Raw genomic sequence first — 26,127 nt, forward strand, 5'->3', positions numbered from 1 at the left:
GATTTTGAACTGCATATTCGGCAGCGCACAAGGTACCGAATCTCAAAGCAGAGAATTGAAATACGGTGGCTCGACAGTTTGCATGGAGTTTAGCGGGCAGGATGTGTTGATTTTGCTGACCGCCCCCCTCCCCCCAAACAGAAACCAAAAGTTGGTACGGCGCATCACTCGAGGCCTTTGATCTAAGCCGATCCCGCATGTCAACCGGGTGCCCGTACTGGATGGAGCGCTCAAACGACAAATGATGTTGATACGACACGTATCAGATTTCCACTGCAGTCATAGCCAGAGACTCGCAGTTTGCGGACAAAGGTGTTGGCTGTATGCCTACACAGCATCGCATCAAGGCCCTGATTTCTTTATGATAGCCTTTTGACTCTAATAATTTAAGGACAATTATGCACGATCTGGAAATCATCCATAATACGGATCATCGCGCTATTGAATTAGTGCAATCTCACTACAGACGTTCTGAACTGATCCCGTTCATCGGATCAGGTTTTACCAAGGATTGCGTGTCATTTAAATCAAAAGTACCAGATGCTAAAGCCTTGATCAGCGGTATTAAAAAGCTTGCCTTAGCAAAAAATGATATAGACGATTCTCGTAAGCTCCAAATCAACGGTATTTCATCCCTAAAAAGCTGTTTTGGGCTAATAGCTCGACCGGATTTTATTCCGCAAAAAATATCACGGAACTATTTTGAAGCCGTTTTTTCCAAGGTTAAATTACCAACCACAAAAATAAACATACTTGATCTAGACTGGCCGCACATTTTTACATTCAACATTGATGACGCGATTGAAACCCACCGACGCGATCTCACTAAGGTACTTCCGCATCGCGAAATTTCGGTAGAACGTGCCAACGCTGCAAAGTGCCTATTTAAAATCCACGGTGACATTTCAGAATACCTAGTTTACGAAGACACAAAGCTCATCTTTACCTGGAAAGAATACGCGGAAAGTATTTCTAGCAATGCATCCACTCTTTCTATGCTAAGAGATTTTGCAAGAAATGGCTCGATGCTTTTCATCGGTTGTAGTCTCGATGCAGAAGTCGACCTCCAAAACTTGGCAAAAGATTACACTTTTTCGCGATCGATATTCTTAAAGGTAGGCGACATAGATATTGAATCAGAGATGGCCTTACAAGACTACGGCATCAAGACAATAATAAAATTTGACAACTATGAGGAAATTTATACATGGCTGCATCAAACCTTAAAAGATGTTGTGCCAGAGCCAAGATTGCAAAACCTTGAGATTGAAGTCAAACCCACAACCAAAAGCGATATTATCCAATATATTGCGAAGGGTGGCCCCATATTCTACAGCAACTCTGGCAAAAGAGTTGCCTCACTTCCTGAAATTACAATCGCACGCGAACTTATAGGGAAAAACCGCAGTAAAATCTCCGGCAGCACCTACACTGCCATAGTCGGGCGTCGCTTCTCAGGAAAAACAACCGCTTTACTTGAAGTATTCAGAGAGTTCACTGAATACAACACCTACTTCTTACCATCCAGTGAGACGTATTCACCGAAGCTTAAATCGCTCATTGAGAAAAATGAACATTCGATGTTTATTTTTGACACAAACAGCATTGGTCACGAAGACTTTAAGGAGATACTAAAGCTCCGAACGTCACACACAAACAGACTAGTGTTCAGTTTTTCCAAGTCAGACTTCGAGCAATATCGGCCCTCGCTAGATCGCGGCAATGTTAAATTTCACACTATTACATTAGCGCCAAACCTATCTACCAAAGAAGCTACAGATTACACTGATCGCCTCAATACTTTAGGGCTACCAAACTACAAACTCGGAGAGAGCCTGCTGGATTTCTCCTATAGAATTTATGGTGAATACAAAAGCCAAATCAAAAGCTCTAAGCTCTTTGATCGCCACCTCAACGAAGAGCTTTTCAATATTTGTTTACTAACCGCTGCGTTTGACAAGGCTACCTCCAGGCAACTTACGAGCATCGACCCAGAATTTGATGCCTCACACTTCACTGCCAAATATGAAATCATTTTTGAGAGTGAGCATCTATCTGGCGGCGGCGGAGATATTATTATCTGCAATTCCAAGCCTTGGTTGTTTACCATACTAAAAAATGCTTCTCGAACAAATGCTAAAGCTGTAGTCGACTATACCGCCGGACTAGTATCAACTCTCTTGAAAAACGGTCATCAAGAAACTGCCAACTCGCTTATTCGATTTGACAAATTAAACGAAATTTTCTCAAGTGGCGCCGCTACATTAATTCGTGAAATTTATCGTAACCTGCATGGCGAATACAATAAAATTCCACATTACTGGCTTCAAATGGCCAAGTGTGAATTGATGGCCGGCAAAAGCAGCGACGAACTAGACCATGGAATCCATTGCTGCCGAAAGATCCGCATCGATGATAACGACAAAAAGACAAATACATACTACAGCGCCACCCTCATACTAGGGCAGCTTCTGTGTAAAAAATACGAACGCACTCAGAATTCCGAGCTCTTTCCTGACATGCTCTCACTATTTATAGAGTCGTTTGAGAATTACCTAAACAATAAATCACACCTTGACAAAATAAGAGCCAATTACAAATCGAATAAACACTCGATCAGAATGGCCCTTGACGCACTATTTAGCCATAGCAATCAATTCACCCTTTTAAATAAGAGCACTATCAAAACGCTTCAGCAGCATCTGCATTAATCTTCAGAGCTAAAAACCCATTTAGCCAAATTAACAGAGCGGGGATTACAATCCCCGCTACTGATCATAAATTAAATTCGTCCGCACCGACCCTAAAATTGAAGCCGAATAAAACGGTACCACCGTGCCTAATCTCTACATTCAGCAATGCATAAAGATTGGTACAAAAATTAATACGGGATCGCTAAGCATCCAGTGTGCTGTCGACCTCTACTCCACGCTCTATCGACGCCTCCATTCCGGCTTATCCCGGCAGCCTAGGTCCACAACCTTGCTAACTCGTTGAACGCCAGCATGTCGGGTACTCGATTGTCATTCGATCATCAAAGTACTTCGTCGCTATCGAACACGGTGGGCCAGAATGGGCACATAGTCACTTCACCATGTGCTTTTCCGGCCCATCAAATGCCTGGGCTCTGGTTTACTCGCTTCAGCATGCCATGGCCCCGTACCTTGACTTCATGTACACCCGCAAAGAGCCGCCTCAGGAAGCCCTGTCCGCACTGCTAGGAAGTACCCACAGTGCACCGTTGTGATTGGTCGCTCGGACGCTTTGCCTGCATCACGGCCCAGTGTGTGGATGTTGAGACGCTCGCGGAAATTATTCGGGGTGTCTGAAACTGCTTGGGATGAGTGCATTACGGTCGTCGACGCATCGTACGAGGAAATGGGTAAAGCGTTACCCAAGTGCGGACAGTCGCCCCGACGAAGATCGACCCACCTGAAGGACTGCTTTGGGTCGTCTTCTGCCAGTCATAACCACGAAGAGTGCTCGTCAAATCCGGCTCATAGGACTGGTCATGTCGAATGCAGACAATTGGGTAGGCCTGAGCAATTACTTACCCAACCCCCAGCCAGCGGTAAGATGAACTAGGATTCCCGCATCACCACTCAAGGGCGATACCCATGTCAGATAACCCAGAAGCCAAGATCGCCACGGCGGACGCATTAACATTGCTGCTCCATAACCAGCACGCCCTAGGTGCTGCTATAGAAGAGATCACCAAGTGGCTCTCAGAGAACGGGGTGGGAAGTGTCGCTGCTAATGCAGTGGTGGCCATGGAAACCCTCGACACGAATGCTCAAGGCATCACAGACGCGATTATGCGGCTCCGTCAGTCTTAGGAATCATCACCCAATATTTATATCGAGGCCCAAAAATTGGCGGGCGACGGTTTGCTTGGGGGAAGTGTTGCAGAGCCTTGGAGAGTCCGCAGGAGCTTTTGTAGCTGTGACACCGGGTAGAACAGCATGGGCGCCTTTCAAAGATCACTAGGCGCGTCGCAGGGTAGCCATAGGCCAGCTCCATAGGCATGATGCTTATGGAGCATGATAGAAGAGACCCATACGGCTTGAAAACAAGGAGTGTCGCATGAGCACAACCTACCCAATCGAAGACTCTATACCACTACCGCCTGAAGAAGATGCGGAAAAACCAAAAAAGAAGCAGCTAACGAAAGATGAGAAGATTGAAAAAGAAAAAAAGGAATTACTTTCGTCTGTAGCAGCTGCAGACTTTTCTTCTTTGAAACCAAGAGTAGCTTACGTATTAAACCTCTACCCTCACACACGAAATAGCGATATATCCCTTTCATTAAAATACTGGGAAATATTTCAACCAGATCTTTACAAAGATACCGGCATTCTTCCAAAAAATCTCTTCAAGCTTGAACGACTACATTACATAGTACGTGCTCGTGCTAAAATTCAAAACGAATATGAGCTGTTTCTAGCTGACTCCGAAATCAAAAAAAGCCGAAGGAGAAATGAAGAGAAGATGGAGGGAGCTGTTATTGAAGATGCCCCTCCTAGAAAAAAAGTGCACATTTTCTCAGACGAAACCGGGAAGACACATCGTTACGTAATGGTAGCGTCGGTTTGGGTACTCACTGGCAGAGCTGTATTTACAACCACCAAAGCTATCAACGACTGGAAAGCAAAATCTCTCTGGAAAAACAGGGAAGTACACTTCACAAAATTTGGCAAGAGCGATTACGAAACTTTAAAATCCTATCTGGCTGTAATTTTAGAAAATAGAGAGTATTTGGGATTTAAATATATAGCAGTTGAGCGTGCAAAAACGAACCGCCCTATTGAAGAAACTATTCTTAAGCTTCACGAGCATATGCTCATCCGTGGAGCAGTCCATGAAATCGACAACGGCAGAATAGATTTACCTCGTGAGATGGAGGTAACTGTAGATGAAGAACAATCTCTTGACTCGTTCGTCATATCAGACTTGCGAGACAGAATAGGCGAAAATTACACAAATAAATTTAATGGCAAGCTTCAGCTAGTTTCATTAGAAACTGCATCATCCAAAAATAGTCCATTAATCCAACTATCAGACGTGATAGCAGGTGCGATAGGTCGAATACTCAATCATGAGGGGGAGCGAAACTTCAAGGACGATATGGCAGACTTAGTAGTTCAGATGCTAGACTTAAAGTTGGACCAGGGAAATATCGACGGACTGGACTCAGCAGCACGCTTCAACGTTTGACTGTTGAGTTAAAATAAAACAGCGAAAGTTGGCAGCGCTGTTTTATTTTAATCGACGCCTCACTTCCGCATATCATGAGACCCACACGAAACTCTTTAACTTTCAGCAATACCTAGTCATGGCAGCATTGGATATTTGGCTCGCTCAAACACCGTGGACCAGCTAAAGAATTAACAGAACCAATCAACCATAGCAACTTCATTCCTAAAACGAATAACTCAAAATTCATTAGGGGTCATTTCAGCGATAATCGCCTGATAAATATCCTCAGAAAACTCCTCTATCACACTGATGATTTCCAGAACCATTTCTGTCGTAACCTGGTGATACTCACCCTCTTTGCTTTTACCATTACGATGAACAAAATCATGTCGCAATATTGTAATCTGAGTCATACGCCCCGCATATTCAGAAGCGAATTTAGACGTGGTAAACATATTCACGTATTTTTCCACTTGCTTAACATCATGAAACGTAGCACCACTCAATACGGACATTATTATGCCGTTGATACTATTGTACTTACAAATCTCTTCCAAACTAAATTTGTTTTTTACTTCTTCCCCCATCCCTTTGATTAGCTTTTCTAGCATGCGACTGTGTTTTAGAACCACAGCTTTTATTACGTCACCGACCATTGCTTCAAAAAGCGTTACGGAATGGGCAAATACCATCTGGTGAATCATTTTGTCAGCGAAAGGATTCCTGTCTTTTTCAACCATTTCTATCAGTTGACGCAAACGCCCACGAAACGAATTATAAATCTCATCATAAGGATGCTCGTCAAACCACTGCATATGTGCTTCGTAATCTTCTCTTTCTTGCTCATGCTCATAGACCGCCGCCATTCCTTCGTATCCGGGATAATTCTCATCAAGATCCACATCTTCGGCAATGCTATAGGCATCCCGCATCCACTGGATCATGCGCTCATGCGCAAGTTCAAACATGTGCTCTTTAGCGCTTCCCATGTAAATCCCTTTAGTAAAGTGGAGATCAAACCCGGCAAAATCTGGTGATGCTTTTCCTGCATGGCACGCACAACGCCTTCGCAGCGCGAATCATCAGTTAGCACGACACCGAGCTGGAAAACCATCACGTTCAGACCGTTACAGAACATCGCAGCATCCTCGATACCTGAGCAGGAGCCTTCGCTACAACCTGTTCAAGCATTGTCGAGAACATCGGTATTTTCCTAGTTGCCGCCTCAGCATCCACAGTCAATGGAGAGGCGAGTGTCTGAACCTAGAGATCGCCAGCCGCATACGACTAATCAACTTCAGCTGAGTAGAGTTATGGCGCGTGTTACGCTGAGACTCAGAACCTCGGCTGTCACGGAGTACGTATTACCATATCGTTTAGGTAGCGCAGCCTTATTGGTTTCTGTTAGTGAGTGGCTGCACGCCGCCAGTTAGATGCAAAACGGGATTGTGGTTGCTGGAGAATTTGAGGCTGATTCTTAATACAGCAACCCGATGGCTGTAAGGGCGAAGTCAATCAGTAGCCGTACGACTCGCGGTATTTCTGGTAGTCGTGGTACTCGACCCATTCGATCACATCGTAAGGAAGGTAAAGCTGGTGCCTGGCACGGGAAATCGCGATGTACACGAGACAGATCCGCTGATCGAACTCATAGGCGTCCTTGAACTTCGCATTTGAGAGCAGCTCGGGCGTCAGCAGCACGCGGTCGAACTCCATCCCCCCCGCATCTTCTGCCATCATGAGCATGCAGCTCTTGCCAGGGCTACCAATCATACTGTTCAACCGGGTCACATCGGCAATCTTGAAGCCTTTTCCCAACTCGGATTCAACCCAGAGAAACGACTCATCGAACTGATTGGCATCACGCACCTGTTGCCAGTCGGCCATCTCGATGAAATACGGATGCGACCCATCCGCGGTGTTCTCGGCTCCATAGTATTCTGGTTTGAAAAGCGCGATGGCAGTGGTCATGAAGCGCTTGAGATCCGACTCCGCCTTTTTGTCCGAGAAACTGAACGGACAGCTGGCAGCTTGCAACTCGATCATCCACTTCATCGTGTCCCAGCGGGACGCAGTCAGGACCACGCAGCCCTCGGGCGGAACGAAGCCCTCCGGATAGTGCTCGATACCGACGTCTGCATCACGAGCACCTTCGAACGGGACTTTGCTCTTCTCCGAGTGCAGGCAGATCAACGGGTTGACCAGACGCTCAATATTGCGGCCTGAACGAACGGAGTAGCTAACATCACTTTGCCGTACCGCACGCTTTCTTTTGACAATCGCGCCACTAGCCTGCTGATACTCATCACCCAGGGTAATCAACACCTGGCGGCCCCTCTCGATGATCTGTAGCAGCGACGGGGGAACATCCTGGCTTTCGTCAATGAGGACGTGCGTATAACGAGCAGGCACGACGCAACCCGCCAGACATGCCCGCTTTATAATCAATAACTCTTCGAACCCAGTCCGACTACCCCATGCCGGGTTTACCTCAAGGTAAGACCACAGTCGACTCGAATACTCAAGAAGCACCCTGGCGTCCAGGTTGGACAAGGCTTGCTTGAAATGAGGTAGATGCTTGGCCGATAAGCTGTGATCCCTGGAATGGCAATACCGCTTGAGCACCCTAAGACAGGCTTCAAATGTCGTCTGCGCATCGTGGCCACGAAAACCGAGGATATTCAACTCCTGCGACAGGGCCTGCTTGCTCGGCCCCCAGACCGGCTTAGTCGCGAGTTGATGCCTAGGACCGTGCAATAGGGCCCTCGCAAAGGCCTCGAAGGTCGTACCTGTGTTCCTGTCGCGCGCAACCCCGATGCGCTTTTGAAGAGTCGCCAGCTTTTCAGACGTGTATGCCAGCACCAGCGCCCCTCCGGGTCGCAGACACTCCATCAAGGCACCTATCAAGTGACTCTTGCCTATCCCCGCGTAACCTTGAACATGCAGATCTTCGTCCAGATTGGCGCGAAAGGTTCTGACCAGCTTGTCTTGTGCAGCGGTCAACCAGTGCTCGCGGTGCTTGGGCGTCACCATCTGTTGGCTGAACGGGTTGTTGCTCAAATGGTGGCGAACCTTGTACCCGACATCCCACTTGCCATCGGGTAGCAGGTAATCCCGCGCCGAAACTTCATCGGCTAGAAGAAAACGCAGATTCAAGCTTTTGATGACGTTTAGACCGAAGTACAACTTCCGTGGATCGAACAGCCGCTGCGCCTCTGACAACAACCCTACTGCCGCTGACTGTCGGGAATCGACGGCCCACGCAATGAGTTTGGACAGAACGATCTCTGCCGCACCTGCATTAAGATCTTTTTCTGCTGCTTGAGCCAGATTCTGGATAACCAACACCGCCGCCAGCTCTGGATCCGTCAGGACGCCAAGCGCTTTTGCACCATCGGCAAGCAACAAGCCCGCACAGGTTTCATCTGTAACGGGCAAGAACACAGGGCTAGATAAATCAAAATGTTCCGGATGCATATAAACTCGCAACTAGGGGACGACACGCCACGGGGTCAATCCTGGCCATACTCTTCATCAGTTTCGCGATCATCCGCCTCCCATGATGCCAGCTTATCAATGACGGGCGCGACGCCATCTCGGACCGGCAGGATACTGCGGACATCGTTGAACCAACCCAAATCGACCAACCTAGAGCGGACCAGTGGGATAGGCACACCGAGACTGGCACTCAAGTCCGCAAGGACCCTGTGGGCAGTGTTGATGTTGTATTGCTCATGGTCAACATAGATGACCCCATGCCCACGCCACTTGACGTCATAATGCGCAAGCAGCGGCGCCAGATGCTCCGCCAGCGTTTCCCTTACCATCCACTGAGAAATCTCTTCACCGCTTGAGTCACTCATGCCTTTCCTCGTCTTTCGCACATCCAGCCAGTGCCAACAGTGCCACAGCTCCGATCCAAGCCTTCATGTTGAAATCCATCTGAGTGATGGTGGACATGGTACCGGGTGCAATGGCCGGCTGCCATCACGCCTCCCGGAGAGCGTTTCCCGGTTCGATAGAGAGTAGGCACTGACTGGAAGGGTTTGATATCTACGGCAAGCGGTTTTGGCTGATAGCATTGCTGCTCGTTCACGATCAAGGATCTGCAATGACAGCGCCTCACAAATGGAAACACGGTTTGGCCGACGCCTATACCTACCGTAACGGCGCCATTGCTGAAGAGTTTCTTGATCTAGTGGTGAGGCCGTCAGTGGCTGCACTGGAGCGGAAGCATCTGGAGCTGGCGAGCAGTGACAACTTAGCGATTGCCGGTTTCGCAGCTAGCGACCATCGCGACCTGATCGACAAGACGAACATGGCGTTCTGTCTGTCAATCCAATCCCTCTGGGAGCAACAGCTTCGCCGCTACCTTGGTCACTGTGTTGGCTCCTTGGGAATCGAGGGTGTGACAGCCGACGAACTGGAGCATATGACTTGGGGCGAGAAGACTAACAAGCTGTTCCAGTACATCCGTGGCACTGACCTGACTGCCTTCGATTCCTACGTCGCCCTGAACAAGTTGCAGCTTTTGGGCAATGCGTGTCGGCACGGTGCTGGAAAGTCCTTAAGGCAACTGCTCAAGTTGCACCCAGAGCTGTGGCCCCAGCACGACACGTCGCAAACGCCGCATCCTGTGTTGCGTGATACGTCGATCCAGTCTGTTCAGATCAGTGTGGGGCTGTTGGCTGCCTTCGTTGATGCCATCGTCTTGTTCTGGATGGACATGGAGATTCTGGGGTTGGAGAGTTTCGCCAATGAAGATGCCCGCGTGGTCGCTCGCATTGCCTACCTTCGCAACAGCCGGGAGTCGAGGCTTGCATAAGTCACGCGTTCGCCCTGGGACTCAAGGTTTCTCGCCTTTCGAGTAGTCGCCATACTGGTAGCCCATCCCCGCCGTTTCCCGCTCGCTCTCACGCCGATACATGTCACTCAGGGTCCACTTCAGCCGCTCGTGTTCAACCTTCAGGGCGGCCAGCTCCGTCGAGCTTTCCCGGTACATGACGATCAGTCCGGCGATGTTCTTGTGAGCCTGCCGAAGGTCTCGCCGCGTAACGTCCAACTCAGAGCACAGCAAATCACACTGGTGCTTGAGCATTTCCTCGCGTGAGGGCAATCCCAGTTCAAACCCCTTGTCATCGATCAAATCGCCTTTCATCACGCACGCACCAAATACTGTATATGAAAACAGTATCCTGACAGACTGATCACTTCAATCCGTGGCTGATGGATGGCAAGACCACCACAGGAACGTTATGGCGGCGAATAGCCTATGACTCGTCAGACTTTCCCTTGCTCTATCGCGAGTTCTTCGAATGCCTCCAGGGCCCCGTAAGGTAGCTGCACCAGCTTACTCACCGCTCTGGCGATTTGAGGGTTCAAGTACAATGGCGAGTTGGTCGCAACGAAGTTGAAATTCTCAGAGGCGCTGAAAGGCAGCCCCCCACCGAACATTGCGTTACGCCAGACAAGACCTTCACGGGCCCGGTGATGCTGGTCAGCCAGGATCTTCTCAAGAGCGCCGCGCTCTAGGTGCCCACCGACAGACTCTCCGTCCAGCCTTGCCTTTATCTTATCCAGGTTCCTAGACAAAACCTCTTCAGACGGCTTGTCGTTATAGTGCTCGACATCAAGCACATCGCAGTACTGGCGGAGGCGCCATACCAGTGCATCTAACCCTGATAGCTCGTGATCGAATAGGTGGAGTGATGCGACTAGATATCGATCACCACAAGACTCGGCAAGGTGATTGAAGACCGCCTTCTCAGCATCGGGCAAAACGATGTCGTAGCCCAAGCGCTCATTTACCAACCTAAGGCCCTCTACGATCTTGTGGCCTACGTCCTTGGAGTTAACCCGGCGAAGAAGCAGCATGCACTTCAGGTACTTTTCTACAGCTTGCAACCCAGACCAGACTGCTTGGGTAGCCAGACCGGCCTTTATGGCCAACCTCGCAGCAATGTAATCACCGTCGCCCGTATCCCTGAAGCTCCTGATCGCGAAGTTGTTGATCCAAGCGGCCTCGGAGGGCGGCTGGTACTCAGAGGCAAACTGTTGCCAAGTCTTCTCTACGTCATCGCTCATGTTTACGTCTCACCGAAAAGTTCAGTGATAGTAATGACCGCCATGGCTAAGGGACCAGCAACGCGTTGACGCCGGTTGCAGATGCAGAGGATGGTTAGCTAGGAGAAGGGTTGGAGAAACGACAGGCAGGCGATAACATGCCGCTTACAGTGCACCACCTGGGTGTCACTAAACGCTGTCACACTTCGAGATTTTTGACTGAGAAATCCTTGAGAATTCAAGGACTTAGAGATAGGAGGCAACCCCACCAGCCACACCCCGGCACACAATGTTCCCGCTGTGGCTGCTTCCTTCCGGATCTGACCAGGTTCACGGGTAATCGTTGCGGGGGGACCGATGGGGTCACCATAACGACGCCCGCCTGACGGCGAGCCGCGCCATTGTACCTATCTGAGACGAAGTTACAACCGTTCGGGCGGATTAAAAAATATGTGCTGCTTCAAGGACATGCAGATCCTGGAAATGATCGCGACCTGTAGCAGCTGGCGAAGCCTGCGTTCGGCTGCGCAGCAGTCGTAAACCCGTCGCACGCGGTTTACCTGACAAACCGCGTTGCCTGATTTCACGACTGCTTCGCAGCCGAACGCAGCCTCGCAGGCTCGACAGCTGCTACAAGCGGACGCAGGCGGCTACAGGTCTTGCAACACCTCATCCGCCCGGCCGCCCTCCTGCTGGATCACCAGGTGGATGAAGTGCAGCTTGGCGATTACTGCAGGCGGCAGGACGAACGGATAGAAATCCGGCTGCCCCATACTGCGAGACAGTTCATTGAGCATGCCCGCCAGTTCGATCCACGCATTGACGAACGACAGGAACGCCGCGCCACCGGGATGTTGTGGATCGTAGAGGCTGCTTGGGGGAAACGGCTGATAGTCGAAGTCCATCTCCCTGGCACTCATTCCGAACCCCAACGCCGTATCCACCGCGTCCATCATGTGCAGGTAGTGAGCCCAGGTTTCGGCCCAATCCTCCCACGGGTGCATGGTCGCGTAGGCGCTGACGTAATGTTGCTGCCAGTCGAGCGGCGCGCCTTGCTGGTAATGCCGTTCGAGGGCGTCAGTGTAGCTGGCGCGCTCGTCGCCGAACAGGCCGCGGAACGGTTCCAGCCAATGGCTGTTGGCGATCAGACGGTCCCAGTAATAATGCCCGACCTCATGACGAAAATGCCCGAGCAGCGTGCGGTAAGGTTCGTGCATCTGCACCCGAATCTGCTCGCGATGGGCGTCGTCGGCTTCTTTGATATCGAGGGTGATCAGACCGTTAGAGTGACCGGTGGTTGGCGGTTTGCCTTCGAGGTCGACACCAATGAAATCGAAAGCCAGCCCCGTCTCTTCGTCCACGGTTTTGGGAATCACCTGCAAACCCAGGCTGACCAACTGTGCGACCAGACGCCGCTTGGCCATTTCGACCTTGCGCCAGCGTTCGTGGTTTTCGGCAATCGACAGGTCGGGGATGGTGTGGTTCAGGCTACAGGCGATGCATAACGCATCATGGTCATTGGCGGGCAACAGCCAGTTGCACGCGGCCGGGGAATCGAGGTTGGCGCAGCGGCGCAAGACACCGGCTTCGGGATCGGCTTCGGGATCGGCGTCGAGTAACCAGGTATCAGCCTGCATGCCGGGCTGCAGCGACGATAGGCGACTCTGCTCCGGCTGATAACCCAACGCCGCCGAACACGCCAGGCACTGGCTGTTGCGAAAAAACAGCGACTGCCCGCAGCGACACCGCCAGACCTTGCTGTTACGCGAGCTTTCGCCGATGAAGGGCGCGGCGATGCGTGTACTGAGCTGTTCGAAGAAGCGGTACATGGCGATCTCTCCCTGGGCTTGCCAAGACTAGATCATCCCTGCGCGAAGATCGTTCCTGCTTTTAGCGCAACGGCAACTATCGCCTTCGCGAGCAAGCCCGCTCCCACATTTAACCCGGTTCTCCCAAGGGAATGCGGTCGAATGTGGGAGCGGGCTTGCTCGCGAATGGCATCACACCGAAATATCGTGCTTACTCAGGAAGTCGACAAACGCCTCTTCATCCAGAACCTTCAACCCCAGCTCATTGGCCTTCGCCAACTTGGAACCTGCACCCGGTCCAGCGACCACACAATGGGTCTTGGCCGATACCGAGCCCGCCACCTTGGCACCGAGGCTTTCAAGTTTGTCCTTGGCGATGTCGCGGCTCATCAACTCCAGAGAACCGGTCAGCACCCAGGTCTGCCCAGCCAGCGGCAATCCTTCAACGACTTTCTTCTCGCTCTGCCAGTGCATGCCGAATTCACGCAGCTGTTTCTCGGCGGCTTCAGCAATTTGACGATGCTGCGCAACCGCAAAGAACTCGCGAACTGAAGTGGCCTGTTTCTCCGGCAGCGCCTGGCGCATATCCAGCCAGTCGGCGCTGAAAACCCCTTCAAGCGAACCAAACTTGTCCGCCAGTTTCTGCGCCCCTCCCGGCCCCACCGAAGGGATGTGCAACTTGTCGAGGAAACCACCCAACGTGGTGCTGGCAGCAAACTCGGCACCCAGCTCGCCCTGATCCTGAATCTGCATACCGTGCTTGAGCAGATCCTTGATCACCTGCTGGTTATGCGCATCTTCAAAGAAGCTGTGAATCTCGTGAGCCACTTCCAGGCCGACATCCGGCAAGTACGTGAGCACTTGCGGCAACGCCTGCTGAACCCGCTCCAGCGAGCCGAGAGAACGCGCCAGCACTTTGGCCGTCTCTTCGCCGACATCGGGAATCCCGAGGGCGTAGATGAAGCGTGCCAGGCTCGGCTGCTTGCTGTCTTCGATGGCGCCGAGCAGGTTCTTGCTCGACAGCTCGGCAAAGCCTTCCAGATCGACGATTTGCTCAAACGTCAGGGCGTACAGATCGGCCGGCGAATTCACCAGGCCTTCATCCACCAATTGCTCGACGCTCTTCTCGCCCAGGCCTTCGATGTCCATGGCGCGACGGGAGACGAAGTGAATGATCGCCTGCTTGAGTTGCGCACCGCAGGCCAGTCGACCGACGCAGCGGTACACCGCGCCTTCGCTGACGGTCTCGCGACCTTTGCTGCGTTTGACCAGTTGCGTGCGCTCCACATGAGAGCCACAGACCGGGCACTTCTCAGGAATCTGCACGGCTCGCGCGGTTTCCGGGCGACGCTCCATGACCACCTGCACCACTTGCGGAATCACGTCGCCAGCGCGGCGAATGATCACGGTGTCGCCGATCATCAGGCCCAGACGCGCCACTTCGTCCATGTTGTGCAGCGTTGCGTTGGCCACGGTGACACCGGCTACCTTGACTGGTTTCAAGCGCGCCACGGGCGTCACCGCGCCGGTGCGACCGACCTGGAATTCCACGTCGAGCAATTCAGTGAGTTCTTCCATGGCCGGGAATTTGTGCGCGATCGCCCAGCGCGGTTCACGAGCACGGAAGCCCAGCTCACGCTGAGAGGCGATGCTGTTGACCTTGAACACCACGCCGTCGATTTCGTAGGGCAGCGCATTGCGGCGCTCACCGATGTCGCGGTAGTAATCCAGGCATTCAACGATGCCGTGAGCCAGTTTCAACTCATGACTGATCGGCATGCCCCAAGCCTTGAGCTGCTTGAGATTGCCAATGTGCGTATCAGCAATATCGGCCGAAATCTGGCCGATGCCGTAGCAGCAAAATTCCAACGGACGGTTGGCGGTGATCTTCGAATCGAGCTGGCGCAAACTGCCTGCCGCCGCGTTGCGCGGGTTAGCGAAGGTCTTGCCGCCGACTTCCAGCTGCGTGGCGTTGAGGCGTTCGAAACCGGCTTTGGACATGAACACTTCGCCGCGCACTTCCAGGGTCGCCGGCCAGCCGGTACCGTGCAGCTTGAGCGGAATGTTGCGCACGGTACGGACGTTGACGCTGATGTCTTCGCCGGTGGTGCCATCGCCGCGAGTCGCGCCGCGCACCAGCACGCCGTCCTGATACAGCAAGCTGACCGCCAGGCCATCGAGTTTGGGTTCGCAGCTGTATTCCACCGCCGCACCGCCGCCAAACAAGTCGCCAGCCGGCAAGTCGAGGCCTTCAGTTACCCGGCGATCGAACTCGCGCATGTCGGTTTCTTCGAAGGCGTTGCCGAGGCTGAGCATCGGTACTTCGTGACGCACCTGAGTGAACGCCGACAGCGCCGCGCTGCCGACACGCTGGGTTGGCGAGTCGCTGGTGATCAGTTCGGGATTGGCCGCTTCGAGGGCTTTGAGCTCGTGGAACAACCGATCGTATTCGGCGTCCGGAATGCTCGGTTCGTCCAGCACGTGGTAGCGATAGTTGTGCTGATCCAGCTCAGCGCGCAGCTCTAGAATGCGGTTTTTGACGGCGGTCATGGGTGTTCTCTCATAAAGCAAAAGAGCAGCCGAGGCTGCTCAATCTCATATCATCAGGGTCAAGAGATCGCAGCCTCGTTTCACTCGACAGCTCCTACAGAAAATCGCGACCCCTGTAGGAGCTGTCGAGTGAAACGAGGCTGCGATCTTTTGACCTTAGCGCTTCTGGGTCAGGGCGCGACGTTCGAATTCAACGATGCGCTGACGGTAATGCTCAATCGTCTGGGCAGTCAGCACGCTGCGCTGGTCGTCTTTCAGTTCGCCGTTCAGCTCCTGGGACAGTTTGCGCGCCGCGGCCACCATCACATCGAAGGCTTGCTTCGGATGACGCGGGCCTGGCAGGCCGAGGAAGAAGCTCACTGCCGGTGTGCTGAAGTGGTCGATGTCGTCCAGATCGAAGACACCTGGCTTGACCGCATTGGCCATCGAGAACAGGACTTCGCCGTTGCCGGCCATGCTTTCGTGGCGGTGGAAGATGTCCATCTCGCCGAAACGCAGACCGCTTTCCAGAATGTTCTGCAACAGCGCCGGGCCTTTGAAGCCGGCGGCGTCGCGGCAGATCACGCTGATAACCAGCACTTCTTCGGCTTGCGGTTGTTCCTTGTCGCTGGCCGAACTCGAAGCCTTGGTGTCATCCGGGAAATCGTCGTCACGGCTGCTGAAGCTCGGGCCACCGTCCAGGTCCAGGCTGAGGTTCATGTCGCCCTGGGAAGGCTCGCCATGGCCACGCTTGCCGCGCTTGGAACCCGATTCACGCGACTCACGGGCAGGCATGCTCACCGACGGCAGATCGTGCTCGTCCAGTTGCGGTTCTTTATGCGTATCCAGCACGCGGGGCGGGCCCAACAACTCGGCGCCGGTGTCCTCGTCCGGCAAGTTGGACAAACTTCGGTCGAGACGGAATTTCAGTTTCCCCTTGCCGCCGCGCATGCGACGCCAGCCATCGAAAAGAATACCGGCAATGACAATAATGCCGATGACGATCAGCCACTCGCGCAGACCGATTTCCATGTAATCCCGTGCCTCTATAAAAAATGCTGAAAAATAAGAGGCTTACAACTCGTAAACCGCTTTAAAACGTGGCGCCAACTCTATGTTCTGACAGGCGTTTTGCCCACGTATACGAAAAATTGACATTAAACTAGCACGACCAAAGGCAACTTTACACCGTCTGTCACAACGGCTTGCGCGAATATGTCGATTGGCCAGCAAGTCAGGGCAGGTAAATAAGTCCTACAACTCAAAAATACCTCTCCTACAAGCGCCGACTCAGGCATCCACCATCGCCATCGCCTCCTCGACATCCACTGCCACCAGACGCGAACAACCCGGCTCGTGCATAGTCACCCCCATCAGTTGCTCGGCCATTTCCATGGCGATCTTATTGTGGGTGATATAGATGAACTGCACCGTCTGCGACATCTCTTTGACCAGCCGTGCGTAGCGTCCAACGTTAGCGTCATCCAATGGCGCGTCAACTTCATCGAGCATGCAGAACGGCGCCGGATTCAACTTGAAGATGGCAAAAACCAGAGCCAAGGCGGTCAGGGCTTTTTCGCCACCGGAGAGCAAATGGATGGTGCTGTTCTTCTTTCCTGGCGGCTGCGCCATGATCGTTACCCCAGTATCGAGTAGATCTTCGCCCGTCAGTTCCAAATAGGCGCGTCCTCCACCGAAAACTTTTGGGAAAAGGGCCTGTAAACCACCATTGATCTGATCAAAGGTATCTTTGAAGCGGTTTCGGGTTTCCTTGTCGATCTTGCGAATCACGTTCTCGAGCGTATCCAGCGCCTCGACCAAATCGTCGTTCTGCGCATCCAGATAACGTTTACGCTCGGATTGTTGCTGGTATTCGTCGATGGCCGCCAGGTTGATCGCACCGAGGCGCTGAATCCGCGCAGCAATGCGTTCGAGTTCTTCTTCGGCGTCCTTCTCGTTGGCCTCGGCCACCAGCGTGGCGAGTACGCCGTGGAGATCGTAGCCGTCTTCCAGCAACTGATCTTCGAGCGCCTTGCGGCGCACGGTCAGGGCTTGCCATTCCATGCGCTGGGTTTCCATCTGGCCGCGAATCAATTGCGATTGCTGCTCGGCCTGGTTGCGACGTTTTTCCGCATCACGCAATTCACGGTCAGCGTCTTCCAGAGCGATCTGCGCAGTCTTGAGTTCTTCGTCGACGGTCATGCGCTTGTCGAGCAACTCTTCGAGTTTGAGGCGCAACTCTTCAAGTGGCGCCTCGCCCTCCTCCAGATTGAGGCTGAGCTGTTCGCGCTTCTCGGTCAGGCGCTCGGACTGCATTTCCAGACGTTCCAGCGCCTGACGCGTCGAGTCGTGTTGTGCCTTGAGCGAACCCAGACGCACCGCCAGTTGATGCGCGTGATCCTTGTGCTGCCGGGCTTCCTGCCGCACCCGATCAAGTCGCTCGCGCAAGCTGTCGCGCTGAGCCAGCAGCAACTCGCGCTGCTCGGTGTCCAGCGCCATGCTGTCGAGGGCTTCCTGCAATTGCAGGCGCGCCTCGCCGATGTTTTCGTGTTCCAGAGCGCGCTGCTCAGCCAACTCGGTGAGTTCTTCGTCCAGGCGTGTACGGCGCAAGGTCAGTTGTTCGGCCTTGGCTTTGCCGGCGGACAATTGCGCTTTCAACTCACCTTGCTGACGCGCTTCGTCTTGCAGCAGACGGCGCAGATGTTCGCGACCGTTTTCCTGCTGACGCTGTTGCGCCCTGAGATTCTGAAGCTGGGTTTCCAGGGTTTCGACCGTGGCTTCGCGCTCTTCGCGCTCAAGGCCCAGACGCTGGATTTCCTGACCACGGGCGAGCACACCGCTCTCTGCTTCGCTGGCCCGGCGCACACGCAGAAAGTGTCGACCGACCCAGTAACCATCGCGGCTGATCAGGCTCTGGCCGGCGGTCAATTGGTTGCGCAGGGCCAACGCCTGTTCGAGGCTGTCGACCGGTTTAACCAGCCCCAACCATGGCGCCAGATCGATCTGCGCTTCAACTTTATCGAGCAAGCTGCCGGGCACGCGCACGCCATCAGTGGCCGGGCTGAGCAAGCGCAAATCGCCTTGGGCAAAACCGGCCAGATCGAACTCGCCAAAGTCATCCACCAGCACCGCTTGCAGGTCGGCGCCGAGCACGGTTTCTACCGCCAGCTCCCAACCGGCTTCAACTTTCAAGCCTTCAGCCAGACGCGGACGGTCCGCCAAATGCTGTTCGCGCAGCCATTCAGCGGTGCCGGTGCCCGGATCGAGTGCGGCTTGCTGCAAGGCTTCAAGGGAGGCGAGACGACCGTTCAGACGCTGCAAATCGCCCTGAGCCTGCTGCTGATTTTGCAGCGCTAATTGCAATTCCTGACGCAGTTGCTCAAGGCGTTCGACCTGGGCTTCTTCGCTGGCCTGCAAATCTTCCAGCGTCGCTTCACTCGCAGCCAATTGCTCACTGAGTTCCATGATCGCCGCGTCTTCCGGGTCCGCCGAGAGCAAGGCGCGCTCTTCACCGAGACGCTTCTGGCGATCGGCCAGGCGCTCCATGCTGGTTTCCAGCTGCTGGATCCGTGACTGCTGAACTTCGGATTGGCGACGCGGCTCGGCGGCCGTCAGGTTGAAGGTGTCCCATTGCTCTTGCCAGGCGTGCATGGTGGTTTCGGATTCTTCCAGCGCGGCGGCAGCTTCTTCGGCGGCGGCGCTGGTGACTTCCTGCTCGGGGGTGAGCATGTCGAGCTCTTCGCCGAGGGTGAGCAGCAAGGTGCGGTCGTGGCCCAAGTGAGACTCGGTTTCCAGTCGCGCGCGCTCGGCTTCTTTCAGGTCGTCCTGCAATTGGCGCAAACGCTGCTGACCGTGCTGGATACTCTGCTCGACCCGGGCGATGTCGCCGCCGACCGAATAGAAGCGCCCCTGCACCAGATTGAAGCGTTCGGACAGGTCGTGGTGCCCGTCACGCAAGCGTTCGATAGCCGCATCGGCATTGCGCTGCTCGGCCACCAGCGCTTCGAAGGTGACTTCCTGATTGCCGATGATCGCTTCGCGCTGACCAACCTGCTCGTTCAACGCCTGCCAGCGCAGGGCCGACAGTTGGGCCTTGAGCTGACGCTCCTCGCCCTTGTATTCCTGATACTTCTTGGCGGCCTCGGCCTGGCGGTACAAGCGTTCAAGCTGACGCTCGAGCTCTTCGCGCAGGTCGGTCAGGCGGGCAAGGTTCTCGTGGGTGCGGCGAATGCGGTTTTCGGTCTCGCGCCGACGCTCCTTGTACTTGGAGATGCCCGCCGCTTCTTCAATGAAGTTGCGCAAGTCTTCGGGCTTTGACTCGATCAGCTTGGAGATCATCCCCTGCTCGATAATCGAGTAGCTGCGCGGGCCCAGACCTGTACCTAGAAAGATGTCGGTGATATCGCGACGGCGGCACTTGGTGCCGTTGAGGTAGTAAGTGGTCTGGCTGTCACGGGTCACTTTGCGGCGAATGGAAATTTCCGCGTAGGCCGCGTATTCGCCGAGCAGGGTGCCGTCGGAGTTATCGAACACCAGCTCGATGCTGGCCTGGCTCACCGGTTTACGGCTGGTAGAACCGTTGAAGATGACGTCGGTCATCGACTCGCCGCGCAGGTTCTTGGCCGAACTCTCGCCCATCACCCAGCGCACGGCGTCGATGATGTTCGACTTGCCGCAACCATTGGGCCCGACCACCGCCGCCATGTTACTGGGGAAGTTCACCGTGGTCGGATCGACGAAGGATTTGAACCCCGCCAGCTTGATGCACTTTAGCCGCACGCTTAAGCGTCCGTCAGGGCGGAAACCACCAGATCGCAGCTGCGCTGGGCATACGCCGTCAGCACAATGCGGATCTGCGGAAAATCACGGGCCAGCACGGCGGCGAGCAAGCGTTCGAACAGTTCGAGGAACTCGCTCATCGAGGCCTTGCGCTGCTCCAGGGCGAGGAAATACGCGCGGCTCATGGCCGGTTGCAGATTCTCGACGGTTTCCTGCAAGTACGGGTTGTTGGCGAACGGATACGCAGCTCGCATCACACTGAAGCTGTCGTCGACAAAGGTGCGAATGTCCTGGCGCTCGTAGCTGGCGGTCAGACGCTGCTGGATTTGCACGAACGGCGCCATGTCGGCCTGGACTTGCCAGCCGCTGGCCACTGCATTGCCCAGCAGGATGTAAAGCTCGCTCATCAGCGTGCACAGGCTCTGGACCTTGTGAACCGTGAGCTCGGTCACGTGGGCGCCGCGTCGCGGCAGGATCGCGATCAAGTGGCGGCGCTCGAGGATCAGCAAGGCTTCACGGACCGAACCGCGGCTGACATTGAGGGCCAGCGTGACCTTCTGTTCCTGGATGCGCTCCCCGGGCTTCATTTCGCCACGAATGATGCGCTCGGCGAGGTGGTGAGCAATTTGCTCGGCGAGGCTGTCCGGCGCCTTGAACGTCATGGTTGTCCTTCAAACTCTTCGATTTGCACAAGCGGCGCAGTGTAGCGCACATGAAGGGTCATGGCGGAGTGCCCACTCGGCGGTTTTTGGCACGATTCAAGCAAAAAGCAGGCTATCCCGTGAGGGTCAATAATAAAGGAACGAGTCGTTGATCGACAAAATGCTATTTCCTGACCTTTAAGTCAGAAAACCATTGACCGCAAAGTCAGACCTGATAAATTCGGTTCAAGTCGGTTAACAACAATAATGAGTCTGCGAGGCCTTCCGTGATCCAGTTTTTACTTAACCAGGAACTCCGTAGCGAGCACGCCCTGGACCCAAACCTGACCGTGCTCAATTATCTGCGCGACCATGTGGGCAAACCCGGCACCAAAGAAGGCTGCGCCAGCGGTGACTGCGGCGCCTGCACCGTGGTGGTCGGCGAGCTGCAAACGGATGACGATGGCCGCGAACACATTCGCTATCGCAGCCTCAACTCGTGCCTGACGTTCGTTTCGTCACTGCACGGCAAACAACTGATCAGCGTCGAAGACCTCAAGCACCAAGGCGAGCTGCACAGCGTGCAAAAAGCCATGGTCGAGTGCCACGGGTCGCAATGCGGTTTCTGCACACCGGGCTTCGTGATGTCGCTGTTTGCGCTGCAAAAGAACAGCGATCAACCGGATGCTCACAAAGCTCACGAAGCGCTGGCCGGCAATCTCTGCCGCTGCACCGGCTATCGGCCGATTCTGGCTGCCGCCGAACAATCCTGCTGCGGCAAGCAAACGGACCAGTTCGACGCCCGTGAAGCCGACACCATCGCTCGCCTGAAGTCCATCGCCCCTACCGACATCGGCGAACTCAACAGTGGCGACAAGCGCTGCCTGGTGCCGCTGACCGTCGCCGATCTGGCTGACCTTTACGATGCTTATCCACAAGCCCGCCTGCTGGCCGGCGGTACGGATCTGGCGCTGGAAGTCACCCAGTTCCACCGCACCCTGCCGGTAATGATCTACGTCGGCAATGTCGCCGAAATGAAGCGCATCGAGCGTTTCGACGATCGCCTGGAAATCGGCGCCGCGACCGCCCTCTCCGATTGCTACGATGCCTTGAAAGCCGAGTACCCGGACTTCGGCGAATTGCTGCAACGCTTTGCTTCCCTGCAGATCCGCAACCAGGGCACCCTCGGCGGCAACATCGGCAACGCTTCGCCGATCGGTGACTCCCCGCCTCTGCTGATTGCACTCGGCGCGCAGATCGTTTTGTGCAAAGGCGAAACCCGCCGCACCCTGTTGCTGGAAGATTACTTCATCGATTACCGGGTCACCGCGCGTCAGGAAAGCGAGTTCATCGAAAAGATCATCGTGCCGCGTGCCAGCGCCGAACAACTGTTCCGCGCGTACAAGGTTTCCAAACGTCTGGACGATGACATTTCCGCCGTCTGCGCCGCGTTCAACCTGCGCATCGACAACGGCGTGATCGCCGTCGCCCGCGTCGCCTTCGGCGGCATGGCTGCTACACCAAAACGTGCCAAAAGCTGCGAAGCCGTATTGCTCGGCGCCACCTGGAACAACGACACCGTCGAACGTGCCTGCGCTGCGCTGGCCGAAGATTTCACGCCGCTCTCGGACTTCCGCGCCAGCAAGGAATACCGCCTGCTCAGCGCGCAAAACCTGCTTCGTAAATACTTCATCGAACTGCAAACACCGCACATCGAGACTCGGGTGACCGCTTATGTCTAATCATCACGCCGTAGAGAAGACCCAGGCCGAACTGGCTGAACTGTTCGCCAAGGACCTGACCACCGGTGTCGGCCGCAGCGTCAAGCACGACAGCGCCACCAAGCACGTGTCCGGTGAAGCGCAGTACATCGATGACCGCCTGGAATTTCCGAACCAGTTGCACGTTTACGCCCGGCTGTCGGACCGCGCCCACGCGAAAATCATCAGCATCGATACCAAGCCTTGTTACGCCTTCGAAGGCGTACGCATCGCCATTACGCACGAAGACGTGCCGGGTCTGAAAGACATCGGCCCATTGCTGCCGGGTGACCCGCTGCTGGCCATCGACGACGTGCAATTCGTCGGCCAACCGGTGCTCGCCGTCGCTGCGAAAGATCTGGAAACCGCACGCAAAGCCGCCATGGCCGCGATCATCGAATACGAAGATCTGGAGCCGGTGCTGGACGTGGTCGAAGCCCTTCGCAAACGCCACTTTGTGCTCGACAGCCACACTCACCAACGCGGCGATTCGGCCGGCGCCTTGGCAACCGCCGAGCATCGTATCCAGGGCACGTTGCACATCGGCGGCCAGGAACACTTCTATCTAGAAACCCAAATCTCTTCGGTGATGCCGACTGAAGATGGCGGGATGATCGTCTACTGCTCGACGCAGAACCCCACCGAAGTGCAGAAGCTCGTCGCCGAAGTGCTCGATGTGTCGATGAACAAAATCGTGGTCGACATGCGCCGCATGGGCGGTGGTTTCGGCGGCAAGGAAACCCAGGCCGCCAGCCCGGCGTGCCTGTGCGCAGTGATCGCGCACCTCACCGGCCAGCCGACCAAAATGCGCCTGCCGCGCGTCGAAGACATGCTGATGACCGGCAAGCGTCACCCGTTCTACGTCGAATACGACGTGGGCTTCGACAGCACCGGTCGGCTGCACGGCATCGCCCTGGAACTGGCCGGTAACTGCGGCTGCTCGCCGGACCTCTCGGCGTCGATTGTCGACCGTGCGATGTTCCACGCCGACAACTCGTACTACCTCGGCGATGCGACCATCAATGGTCATCGCTGCAAAACCAACACCGCATCGAACACTGCTTACCGTGGTTTCGGTGGCCCGCAAGGCATGGTCGCTATCGAAGAAGTGATGGACGCGATCGCCCGCCATCTGACCCTCGATCCGCTGGCGGTGCGCAAGGCCAACTACTACGGCAAGACCGAGCGCAACGTCACCCATTACTACCAGACCGTCGAGCACAACATGCTCGAGGAAATGACCGCCGAACTCGAAGAAAGCAGCCAGTACGCCGAGCGCCGCGAAGCGATTCGTCGCTACAACGCCAACAGCCCGATCCTGAAAAAAGGCCTGGCGCTGACCCCGGTGAAATTCGGGATTTCCTTCACTGCCAGCTTCCTCAACCAGGCCGGTGCGCTGATCCATATCTACACCGATGGCAGCATCCACCTGAACCATGGCGGCACCGAAATGGGCCAGGGCCTGAACACCAAAGTCGCGCAGGTCGTGGCTGAAGTGTTCCAGGTGGAAATGGACCGCGTGCAGATCACCGCGACCAACACCGACAAGGTGCCGAACACCTCGCCGACCGCCGCTTCCAGCGGTGCCGACCTGAATGGTAAAGCCGCACAGAACGCAGCGGAAATCATCAAGAAACGCTTGGTTGAATTTGCCGCGCGGCAGTACAAAGTCAGCGAAGAAGACGTGGAATTCCACAACGGGCACGTGCGGGTTCGCGATCATATCCTGACCTTCGAATCGCTGATCCAGCAGGCGTATTTCGCTCAGGTTTCGCTGTCGAGCACCGGGTTCTACAAGACCCCGAAAATCTTCTACGACCGTAGCCAGGCACGTGGTCGGCCGTTCTATTACTACGCCTTCGGCGCAGCGTGCTGCGAGGTGATCATCGACACCCTGACCGGCGAGTACAAAATGCTGCGCACCGACATCCTCCACGACGTCGGCGACTCACTGAACCCGGCGATCGACATCGGCCAGGTCGAGGGCGGTTTCATCCAGGGCATGGGGTGGCTGACCATGGAAGAACTGGTGTGGAACAACAAAGGCAAACTGATGACCAACGGCCCGGCCAGCTACAAGATCCCGGCGGTGGCGGACATGCCGCTGGACCTGCGGGTGAAGCTGGTGGAAAACCGTAAAAATCCGGAAGACACGGTGTTCCACTCCAAGGCCGTGGGCGAGCCGCCGTTCATGCTCGGCATCGCGTCGTGGTGTGCGATCAAGGACGCCGTGGCGAGCCTTGGCGACTACAAGCATCAACCGAAAATCGACGCACCGGCGACCCCGGAGCGGGTGTTGTGGGGCTGTGAGCAGATGCGCCAGTTGAAGGTGGCGAAAGCCGTGGAAGCTGAAACCGAGCTGGCTTCGCTTTAGACCGAGGCGCGGCCTTCGCGAGCAAGCCCGCTCCCACATTGAAATGCATTCAAAATGTGGGAGCGGACTTGCTCGCGAAGGCGGCCGAACAGACAACACAGATGTCGAGGTGAAACATGTACAACTGGATCGACGCCCTCGCCGACCTGCAATCCCAGGGTGAACCCTGCGTGTTGGTCACCATCATCGAAGAGCTCGGCTCGACGCCGCGTAACGCCGGCTCGAAGATGGTCATCAGCGCCAGCCAGACCTTCGACACCATCGGTGGCGGGCATCTGGAATACAAGGCCATGCAAATCGGCCGCGAGATGCTGGCCAGCGGCAAGCAGGACACGCACCTGGAGCGCTTCAGCCTCGGCGCCAGCCTGGGCCAGTGCTGCGGCGGCGTGACGGTGTTGCTGTTCGAACCGATGGGCCAGGTCCAGGCGCAGATTGCCGTGTTCGGTGCCGGCCATGTCGGTCGGGCGCTGGTGCCGCTGCTCGCCAGCCTGCCCTGCCGGGTGCGCTGGATCGATTCGCGGGAAGCAGAATTCCCCGAACAAATCCCCCACGGCGTACGCAAAATCGTCGCCGAAGAACCGGTGGACGAAATCGACGACCTGCCCGTCGGCAGCTACTGCATCGTCATGACCCACAATCACCAACTCGACCTCGAACTCACCGCCGCGATCCTTAAGCGCAACGACTTCGCCTACTTCGGCCTGATCGGTTCGAAGACCAAACGGGTGAAGTTCGAACACCGCTTGCGTGATCGTGGTTTCGACAGCGCGGTGCTGCAACGCATGCGCTGCCCGATGGGCATCGGCGAAGTCAAAGGCAAGTTGCCTGTGGAAATCGCCATCTCCATCGCCGGCGAAATCATCGCCACCTATAACGCCAATTTCGGCCAGCACACCGCCAGCGCCGGATCATCGATCGCCAAACTGTTGCCTGCTTCACGCCGCAGCCACGCTTCGAACTAAAAAGCCACGAATTGA

At 55.1% G+C, this 26,127-nt stretch carries 18 protein-coding genes and 1 other RNA gene; 7 read left to right on the plus strand and 12 right to left on the minus strand.

Annotation, left to right across the window (positions count from 1 at the left end):
• Window positions 1-398: 398 nt before the first annotated feature.
• From E3W21_RS21475 to E3W21_RS21490, 3 genes are all read left to right on the plus strand, one after another.
• Window positions 399-2,711, plus strand: a complete 2,313-nt coding sequence (locus tag E3W21_RS21475) for an SIR2 family protein (protein ID WP_134421765.1) — start codon at window positions 399-401, stop codon at window positions 2,709-2,711.
• A gap of 906 nt (window positions 2,712-3,617) precedes the next feature.
• Window positions 3,618-3,836 carry a hypothetical protein gene (locus E3W21_RS21485; RefSeq protein WP_134421766.1) on the plus strand — a complete coding sequence of 73 codons (219 nt, stop codon included), beginning with the start codon at window positions 3,618-3,620 and terminating at the stop codon, window positions 3,834-3,836.
• 247 nt (window positions 3,837-4,083) lie between these two features.
• Window positions 4,084-5,214 (plus strand): DUF3800 domain-containing protein, encoded by a 1,131-nt coding sequence (locus E3W21_RS21490; RefSeq protein ID WP_134421767.1) that lies wholly within the window; start codon window positions 4,084-4,086, stop codon window positions 5,212-5,214.
• Window positions 5,215-5,432: 218 nt separating this feature from the next.
• Here E3W21_RS21490 and E3W21_RS21495 read toward each other — a convergent pair whose 3' ends face one another.
• From E3W21_RS21495 to E3W21_RS21510, 4 genes are all read right to left on the minus strand, one after another.
• The gene (locus tag E3W21_RS21495) at window positions 5,433-6,185 is read right to left on the minus strand and encodes a hypothetical protein (protein WP_166793855.1); all 753 of its coding nucleotides are present in this window, start codon (window positions 6,183-6,185) and stop codon (window positions 5,433-5,435) included.
• Window positions 6,186-6,315: 130 nt separating this feature from the next.
• Complete coding sequence (locus E3W21_RS32410; RefSeq protein ID WP_371927135.1) at window positions 6,316-6,399, minus strand: hypothetical protein; 84 nt, start codon at window positions 6,397-6,399, stop codon at window positions 6,316-6,318.
• Between the two features lie 312 nt (window positions 6,400-6,711).
• Window positions 6,712-8,673, minus strand: a complete 1,962-nt coding sequence (locus tag E3W21_RS21505) for a hypothetical protein (protein WP_134421769.1) — start codon at window positions 8,671-8,673, stop codon at window positions 6,712-6,714.
• Between the two features lie 35 nt (window positions 8,674-8,708).
• Window positions 8,709-9,059 carry a hypothetical protein gene (locus E3W21_RS21510; RefSeq protein ID WP_134421770.1) on the minus strand — a complete coding sequence of 117 codons (351 nt, stop codon included), beginning with the start codon at window positions 9,057-9,059 and terminating at the stop codon, window positions 8,709-8,711.
• Between the two features lie 278 nt (window positions 9,060-9,337).
• On the opposite strand from E3W21_RS21510, the gene E3W21_RS21515 reads away from it, so the two are divergent.
• Window positions 9,338-10,021: a hypothetical protein gene (locus E3W21_RS21515; protein WP_134421771.1), complete on the plus strand. Its 684-nt coding sequence runs from the start codon at window positions 9,338-9,340 to the stop codon at window positions 10,019-10,021.
• A 21-nt stretch (window positions 10,022-10,042) separates the two neighbouring features.
• Here E3W21_RS21515 and E3W21_RS21520 read toward each other — a convergent pair whose 3' ends face one another.
• The 8 genes from E3W21_RS21520 to E3W21_RS21555 form a co-directional block, all read right to left on the minus strand.
• On the minus strand, window positions 10,043-10,354 hold the full coding sequence (locus tag E3W21_RS21520) for a hypothetical protein (RefSeq protein ID WP_134421772.1): 312 nt from the start codon (window positions 10,352-10,354) through the stop codon (window positions 10,043-10,045).
• 122 nt (window positions 10,355-10,476) lie between these two features.
• Window positions 10,477-11,280 (minus strand): hypothetical protein, encoded by an 804-nt coding sequence (locus E3W21_RS21525; RefSeq protein ID WP_134421773.1) that lies wholly within the window; start codon window positions 11,278-11,280, stop codon window positions 10,477-10,479.
• 242 nt (window positions 11,281-11,522) lie between these two features.
• Window positions 11,523-11,619, minus strand: an RNA gene (gene ffs, locus E3W21_RS21530) — signal recognition particle sRNA small type.
• A 290-nt stretch (window positions 11,620-11,909) separates the two neighbouring features.
• Entirely contained in the window at window positions 11,910-13,088 is a 1,179-nt protein-coding gene (locus tag E3W21_RS21535) for a putative zinc-binding metallopeptidase (protein WP_134421774.1), read from the minus strand.
• 171 nt (window positions 13,089-13,259) lie between these two features.
• Window positions 13,260-15,617 (minus strand): NAD-dependent DNA ligase LigA, encoded by a 2,358-nt coding sequence (gene ligA / locus E3W21_RS21540; protein ID WP_134421775.1) that lies wholly within the window; start codon window positions 15,615-15,617, stop codon window positions 13,260-13,262.
• A gap of 156 nt (window positions 15,618-15,773) precedes the next feature.
• Complete coding sequence (gene zipA, locus E3W21_RS21545) at window positions 15,774-16,628, minus strand: cell division protein ZipA (protein WP_134421776.1); 855 nt, start codon at window positions 16,626-16,628, stop codon at window positions 15,774-15,776.
• 258 nt (window positions 16,629-16,886) lie between these two features.
• On the minus strand, window positions 16,887-20,375 hold the full coding sequence (gene smc / locus E3W21_RS21550; RefSeq protein ID WP_134421777.1) for a chromosome segregation protein SMC: 3,489 nt from the start codon (window positions 20,373-20,375) through the stop codon (window positions 16,887-16,889).
• A gap of 2 nt (window positions 20,376-20,377) precedes the next feature.
• Window positions 20,378-21,037 (minus strand): GntR family transcriptional regulator, encoded by a 660-nt coding sequence (locus tag E3W21_RS21555; RefSeq protein WP_134421778.1) that lies wholly within the window; start codon window positions 21,035-21,037, stop codon window positions 20,378-20,380.
• A gap of 266 nt (window positions 21,038-21,303) precedes the next feature.
• Here E3W21_RS21555 and xdhA point away from each other — a divergent pair, with 266 nt between their 5' ends.
• From xdhA to xdhC, 3 genes are all read left to right on the plus strand, one after another.
• On the plus strand, window positions 21,304-22,758 hold the full coding sequence (gene xdhA / locus E3W21_RS21560; RefSeq protein ID WP_134421779.1) for a xanthine dehydrogenase small subunit: 1,455 nt from the start codon (window positions 21,304-21,306) through the stop codon (window positions 22,756-22,758).
• Complete coding sequence (gene xdhB / locus E3W21_RS21565) at window positions 22,751-25,150, plus strand: xanthine dehydrogenase molybdopterin binding subunit (protein WP_134421780.1); 2,400 nt, start codon at window positions 22,751-22,753, stop codon at window positions 25,148-25,150. The genes xdhA and xdhB overlap by 8 nt, the downstream gene beginning before the upstream one ends.
• A gap of 116 nt (window positions 25,151-25,266) precedes the next feature.
• Complete coding sequence (gene xdhC, locus E3W21_RS21570; RefSeq protein WP_134421781.1) at window positions 25,267-26,112, plus strand: xanthine dehydrogenase accessory protein XdhC; 846 nt, start codon at window positions 25,267-25,269, stop codon at window positions 26,110-26,112.
• The last annotated feature ends 15 nt before the right edge of the window (window positions 26,113-26,127 follow it).

Source organism: Pseudomonas sp. F01002, assembly GCF_004402115.1.
Lineage (GTDB): Bacteria > Pseudomonadota > Gammaproteobacteria > Pseudomonadales > Pseudomonadaceae > Aquipseudomonas > Aquipseudomonas frigoris.